Genomic DNA, 5,757 nt, shown 5'->3' on the forward strand with positions numbered 1-5,757 from the left:
TATACTCGGAGTCCTGCGGCAGCCGAATTTGGTGACTTGACGGCTGGGTTTGGAACGATTCAGCTACGCCTATGATCCGCCCCGGCTTTCTTTCCTCAGCAGACCGCCTCGAGCTTGAGGCGTGCGTGCGTCGTCAGCGCGAGGACCACGGCATTGCCCGCCGGGCAAATGCGATCCTGCTGCTCGACGACGGGGAAAGCTGTGCCCGGATCGCAAAATTTCTCTATCTGGACGACGATACCATTCGGGGCTGGCATAAAACCTACCTGCAAGATGGTTGGGATGCGCTTGCCTACGACGGCTGGAAAGGCGGCCAGTCCCGTATGACGCAGGCACAGGAGACTGCGCTGTGCGCATGGCTGCAAGTGCGCTTCTGTCGCTCGACGGTCGAGATCAGGGCTCACCTCGCGGCTGAGTGCGGTCTGAACTACTCCCATTCTGGCTGCATCAAACTTCTCGCCCGACTGGGCTTTGAATACCGCAAGCCCAAGCCTCTGCCGCGCGTGGCATCTGCGGAAAAGCAGACAGCTTTCATCGCATTCTACGAACGCCTGATGCGTGAGTTACCAGCAGATGAAGCCGTCTACTTCGCCGATGCGGTGCATCCGGAATACCAGACCAAGCCTGCATTCGGCTGGGTGAAGGTGGGATCAAATCCAGCGGTTCTCAGCACAGCAGGGCGCGGTCGTGTGAACATTCATGGGGCTGTAAACCTCGAAACTTTTGATGCACCCTTTGTCGAGCCCACAACCGTCGACGGGGTCAGTGCCGTGCAGCTTCTCACCAAGATCGAGGAGCGCAACCCTGACAAGCGCATCATTCATGTCATCTGGGACAACGCTGCCTACCACAAAGGACCCGATGTCAGAGCCTTCCTCGCCAAGACAGCTTGCCGTATCCATCTGATCCAGCTGCCACCCTATTGCCCTCATCTCAATCCGATTGAGCGGCTTTGGGCTGTCTTGCATCAATACGTTACCCACAACCGCTACTACCCAAGTCAGAAGCAGTTCGCCGACGCCATCCTTGCATTCATGCGTGAAACCATCCCGCAGGAATGGACAAAATTCCGCGACAAGGTCTCCGACAACTTCCGCGTCATAACCCGCGAGAACTTTCGGGTTTTGCAGTAGAAGCGGTATAATCGGATTCCTTATAATCGCTCAGACCGCGCCACGGCGCAGCCGTCATTGTTGGACAGCACGATCACGGGGATGCCGTGCAGCTTCGTGTCGAAAAGCCGTTCGCAGGACACATAGAAATTGTTGCAGTCGATCAGGGCTATCGGCTTGTCGGACGCCTCCAGCATCGCCCTATTCGACGGGCAGGCGGCGCACCACGCCCGCCACCACGCCCCATATCTCGGTCGTCTCGGTCACGGGAATGGTCGGATAGCCGTCGCTGCGGGCGCGCGGGTCCAGGAACCACTGGCTGTCCCGCTTGGCGAGCTTCTTCACGGTGATCTGTCCATCGACCACGGCCAGGACAATGCGCCCGCTGCGCCGCCGCCCGGCGCGATCCACTGCGATCAGATCCCCGTCCAGGATGCCTTCTGCTTCCAGGCTGTCGCCCGAGACCCGCCACCAGAAGGTCGCGTGTTCATGGCGGATGACCCATTTGAACGGATCAACCGTGTCCTCAAGATCGTCGGCCGCAGGCGAGGGAAAACCGGCTGGCACCTGAATGGAGGCCAGCGGCATGTCGCGGTCGATCAGCGTCACGCTGAGAGGATGAAGATCAAGTGACATGGCCCAGAACAATCCATGAACATGGGCCATAGTTCCGATATGCCCCTGATCGTCAAGGACTACAAGTCATGACAGGGCAAAAAGGTGGGGACAGGCTGCTGATCCGGCACAGGTTGGTCCCTGAAGCGGGGCTTGGCTGGATCTTCCAGCCGGGCGGCAAGCACTTGGGAACATGACAACAACACAGGAGCCGCCCACGCCGGATGCCTTTTCCTCGAACACGCGCTTGCAGCCGGCCACCTTCAGCGCGGCGCTGTTGGTCGAGGGTCTGGCTCTCGGTCAAGACGCGCAGATTCGATCATCATGGGCAGGGGGCTTTCGCTGCTATGCTCACCGCCCGACCCTAGCGGGTGGAACCCGTCACGAATATGCCTATTCTGCGACTGTCGCGGCTTCAGAATTTGTGCGAATGGAGGCGCCGCAACACGAGAGTTCAGTCGAATGCGTTCCAAACAAGCTGAGACCATAGCGTCGAGACAACGGCAACCTTCTTCTGCTTCACTGCTTGATATTTATACCAGACTTGATATATCTTGAGAATGAAACAACCAGGACACAGCGAAACGCCGCTCCATTGGGTCGGCTCTTCAAAGTCCGACCTGCAGGAATTTCCTGCTGAAGTTATTGACGATATCGGCTTTGCGCTCGGGGTCGCGCAGCTGGGAGGTAAACATCCGGACGTCAAACCTTGGAAAGGGGAAGGACCGGGGGTCTTGGAGATCGTTGAGCGCCATAACGGAAACGCATACAGGGCGGTTTATACGGTCAGATTTGCGGGTGCGATCTATGTGCTGCACGCATTTCAGAAGAAGTCGCCGTCCGGGATCAAGACCGACAAACGCGACGTGGACCTAGTCGGAGAACGTCTGAAAAAGGCACAGGCCGACTACGAGAAAATGGCGAAACAAACTCCTTCTGAGAAGGGAAGACGCAAATGACCGAAACTATCACACGCGGCTCTACTAATGTTTTTGCTGATCTGGGCATGGCCGATGCCACTGAACGTAAGACCAAGACACGCCTGGCCATGGCAGTCAATGAGATTATAGGCGACCGTAAGCTGAAGCAGGCCGAAACAGCCCGCATCCTTGGCGTCCCTCAGCCTCGGGTGTCAGCACTCGCCCATTACAAGCTCAATGAATTTTCTGTTGAGAAACTCATGGAGTTCCTTACTGCACTCGATCAGGACGTGGAAATCATGATCCGGCCGCGCATGCATAATGGAGCAGGGGCTGTCTCTGTACTGACAGTTCGATAGTTTTCGTTTTACCCAATTTTCACGCATACGGCGCGCTCATAAATTATGAAAAATACTACAAAAAAATCAGTTAGCAGCATGCGCCCCAAGACGCCAAAGTTGGTAACGTCAGCTGCAACGTCCGTTTCTGGGTCGCAGAAGCAGCCAGTTCTCACGACACCGAACCAATCTGCGCCTGACCTAGATGGCCTTGAGCTTTTGGACCGCGAAGACCTGATCGCAATGGTAAAGCGGATGGTTAACGGCGGCGTAAGCCTTAGTTTTCACGGCAAGCGCACAGCTATGGAAATTGCCCGAAAAGTACGTCCTCGGATCACCAGACGTATTTCTGATCTGCATGTTGGCTCCCCTGAAGAGCAAAGCCGGAACATGCTTATTGAAGGTGAAAACCTTCAGGCCATGGTCACTCTTTACAAATACCGGGGCCAAATTGATCTGATTTTGACTGATCCTCCGTACAATACAGGTCAGTATTTTCGCTACAACGATCGGTGGGATGAGGATCCTAACGATCCGGAGTTGGGCTCTTTGGTCACGCTCGAAGATGGATCACGACACACCAAGTGGATGAAGGCAATGCTCCCGCGCCTTCAGGTCATGAGATCGATGCTCAAGCCTAATGGCGTAGTGGCAATGTGCATCGACGACAACGAACTTTATCACCTTGGCTTGATGATGGATGAGGTCTTTGGTGAGCAGAATCGCATTGCAATTATCAATTGGCAAAAGTCATACGCTCCCAAGAATGATAGTCGACACGTCTCAACCGCCACTGAGTACGTTCTGGTTTATGCCAACGATAAAGACTTGGCTAAGACAGCTCTGACCCTCCGCACTGACGCTATGAACGCTAGGTATAAAACACTGGATGGCGATGCCGAGCCCTGGACAAGCGGCGACCCTGTTCGACGCGAAGCCCGCGATCGCGATCGGTACGCAATCCAGTCTCCGTTCACCGGCGCGCTACACTATCCAGGGGCTAATTCTTGGCGTATCCCCCGGACGAAACTGAAGCAGTATCTGGAAGAATGGGGCTCGGATTATGTCGAGCAGGATTTGGGCGATGGCCGCGTAAAGGCCCTTATGATCAAGGGATCACCACCCATTAAAATCCAACAGGGGCAAAATCTCGATAGTGAGCCTGTTGTTGAAGGGCTGGACGTATCGGAGCACCCGGCTATCCGCAGGGCCAGAGCTAAAGCAGAAAAGGTCAGAGACAGTGGAATCTGGCCATATCTCCATTTCCTTAAGAACGGTGACGGCCGTCCACGAGTGAAACGCTACCTGAGCGACGTGAAAAAGGGGAAAGTACCCCTTACTTATTGGGCTGACGAGGATTATGAAACTCCGATGGTGTTAGGCACACAGTCCTGGGATCATGAGGAGTCTGGGCACAGTCAGGCAGGGATCAACGAACTAAATGCCATTGTGGGAAAGGGGCATCGTTTCGATACCGTGAAGCCTCTGAAGCTTATGGAGAAGATTATCCAGCTTTGGTGCCCTCCGAACGGACTTGTCATGGATCCTTATGCGGGTTCTGGCACGACCGGCCACGCTGTTCTGGATCTGAATCACAAGACACAAGCCTCCCGTAGGTTCATCCTCATTGAGCAAGGCCGTCCCGATAATGGGGATAAATATGCTCGGACGTTGACCTGGCAGCGCCTTCACAATGCAATAACAGGAAACCGGCCGGATCAAGCGGGTAAACTGAAAAAAACGGCTGAACCTCTCGGAGGCGGCTTTGAATTTAGAGCTCTCACCACTCAGATTGATGCCAAAACAGTCCTTACGATGAAAAAGGACGAACTGATCGATGTGGTAATCACCTCACATTGGCAGACCGGCAGCCGGAATTCTCCGAGCTTGGTGCGTATCGATGATCCCCGATTTACCTAGGGCGTGTTGACAAAAGGGATTCACCGGGCGCGGTGATCGTGATTCAAGCTGGTATCTGCAATGGAGACCAGCGTGGCACGAAACCTGATGTCGAACGACGAGTGGGCGTTCTTTGAACGCTTCATCCTGGCTGTCCGTTCTCCGAACGGCCGCAAGCCCACGAACCATCGGCTTGTTCTGGATGGGATTTTCTGGATCGCCCGAACGGGGTCGCCCTGGCGCGACCTGCCGGAAGAGTTCGGCAAATGGTCGTCTGTCTATCGGCAGTTCCGGCGCTGGACGTTGGCGGGGCTGTGGGAACAGATCCTGGAGGCGCTGAACGAGAGCCGGATCGTGCCGGATGCGCTGCAGATGATCGACAGCACCGTGGTTCGCGCTCATCATCAGGCAGCGGGCGCAAAAGGGGGACTCCGCGCCAAGGTTTCGGCCGCTCGCGAGGTGGCTTCACGACCAAGATCCATCTGCGGGTCAATGCGGCAGGCCTGCCCATGAGAACCGAGATCACGGCCGGGCAGACATCGGACTACCTCGGCTTCGATCTGGTCATGGCTGACAACCTGCCCGAGCCAAGCGTTCTGCTCGCAGACCGCGGCTACGACTCCGACAACATCCGCAAGACCATGGAGGTGCGCGACGTGGTGCCGGTCATCCCCATGCGCAAAACCCGGAAGCTACGGGTCGCCGTTGACCGCAGGCTCTACCGCCTGCGCAATCTCGTTGAGCGGTGCTTCAACAAGCTCAAGAATGCCCGTCGCGTCGCCACCCGCTACGACAAGACCGCCGAAAGCTTCCTGGGCTTCATCGACATCACGTCGATCCGCCTCTGGCTCCGCCATTTGTCAACATGACCTA

At 56.0% G+C, this 5,757-nt stretch carries 6 protein-coding genes and 1 pseudogene; 5 read left to right on the forward strand and 2 right to left on the reverse strand.

What is annotated here, in order from left to right; all coding sequences use genetic code 11:
• Positions 1-71: 71 nt before the first annotated feature.
• The gene (locus tag ACTJI6_RS23385) at positions 72-1,133 is read left to right on the forward strand and encodes an IS630 family transposase (RefSeq protein WP_440803696.1); all 1,062 of its coding nucleotides are present in this window, start codon (positions 72-74) and stop codon (positions 1,131-1,133) included.
• A gap of 20 nt (positions 1,134-1,153) precedes the next feature.
• On the opposite strand, the gene ACTJI6_RS23390 is transcribed toward ACTJI6_RS23385, so the two are convergent.
• The gene (locus ACTJI6_RS23390) at positions 1,154-1,309 is read right to left on the reverse strand and encodes a Y-family DNA polymerase (RefSeq protein WP_440804127.1); all 156 of its coding nucleotides are present in this window, start codon (positions 1,307-1,309) and stop codon (positions 1,154-1,156) included.
• A 4-nt stretch (positions 1,310-1,313) separates the two neighbouring features.
• Entirely contained in the window at positions 1,314-1,748 is a 435-nt protein-coding gene (locus tag ACTJI6_RS23395) for a LexA family protein (RefSeq protein WP_440804129.1), read from the reverse strand.
• A 539-nt stretch (positions 1,749-2,287) separates the two neighbouring features.
• Here ACTJI6_RS23395 and ACTJI6_RS23400 point away from each other — a divergent pair.
• The 4 genes and pseudogenes from ACTJI6_RS23400 to ACTJI6_RS23415 all read left to right on the forward strand — a co-directional run bounded on the left by ACTJI6_RS23400 (position 2,288) and on the right by ACTJI6_RS23415 (position 5,753).
• Positions 2,288-2,686: a type II toxin-antitoxin system RelE/ParE family toxin gene (locus ACTJI6_RS23400; protein WP_440804135.1), complete on the forward strand. Its 399-nt coding sequence runs from the start codon at positions 2,288-2,290 to the stop codon at positions 2,684-2,686.
• Complete coding sequence (locus ACTJI6_RS23405; protein WP_440804131.1) at positions 2,683-3,006, forward strand: helix-turn-helix domain-containing protein; 324 nt, start codon at positions 2,683-2,685, stop codon at positions 3,004-3,006. Before ACTJI6_RS23400 ends, ACTJI6_RS23405 begins: the two co-directional genes overlap by 4 nt.
• A 45-nt stretch (positions 3,007-3,051) precedes the next feature.
• On the forward strand, positions 3,052-4,905 hold the full coding sequence (locus ACTJI6_RS23410) for a site-specific DNA-methyltransferase (RefSeq protein WP_440804133.1): 1,854 nt from the start codon (positions 3,052-3,054) through the stop codon (positions 4,903-4,905).
• A gap of 87 nt (positions 4,906-4,992) precedes the next feature.
• A pseudogene (locus ACTJI6_RS23415) lies at positions 4,993-5,753 on the forward strand (IS5 family transposase).
• Positions 5,754-5,757: the final 4 nt, after the last annotated feature.

This window comes from Paracoccus sp. 22332, assembly GCF_052045125.1.
GTDB lineage: Bacteria > Pseudomonadota > Alphaproteobacteria > Rhodobacterales > Rhodobacteraceae > Paracoccus > Paracoccus haematequi_A.

Coding starts and splice junctions, on each gene's coding strand:
- ACTJI6_RS23385 (WP_440803696.1), top strand. CDS start 72: ATGATCCGCCCCGGCTTTCTTTCCTCAGCAGACCGCCTCGAGCTTGAG.
- ACTJI6_RS23400 (WP_440804135.1), top strand. CDS start 2,288: ATGAAACAACCAGGACACAGCGAAACGCCGCTCCATTGGGTCGGCTCT.
- ACTJI6_RS23405 (WP_440804131.1), top strand. CDS start 2,683: ATGACCGAAACTATCACACGCGGCTCTACTAATGTTTTTGCTGATCTG.
- ACTJI6_RS23410 (WP_440804133.1), top strand. CDS start 3,052: ATGAAAAATACTACAAAAAAATCAGTTAGCAGCATGCGCCCCAAGACG.
- ACTJI6_RS23390 (WP_440804127.1), bottom strand. CDS start 1,309: ATGCTGGAGGCGTCCGACAAGCCGATAGCCCTGATCGACTGCAACAAT.
- ACTJI6_RS23395 (WP_440804129.1), bottom strand. CDS start 1,748: ATGTCACTTGATCTTCATCCTCTCAGCGTGACGCTGATCGACCGCGAC.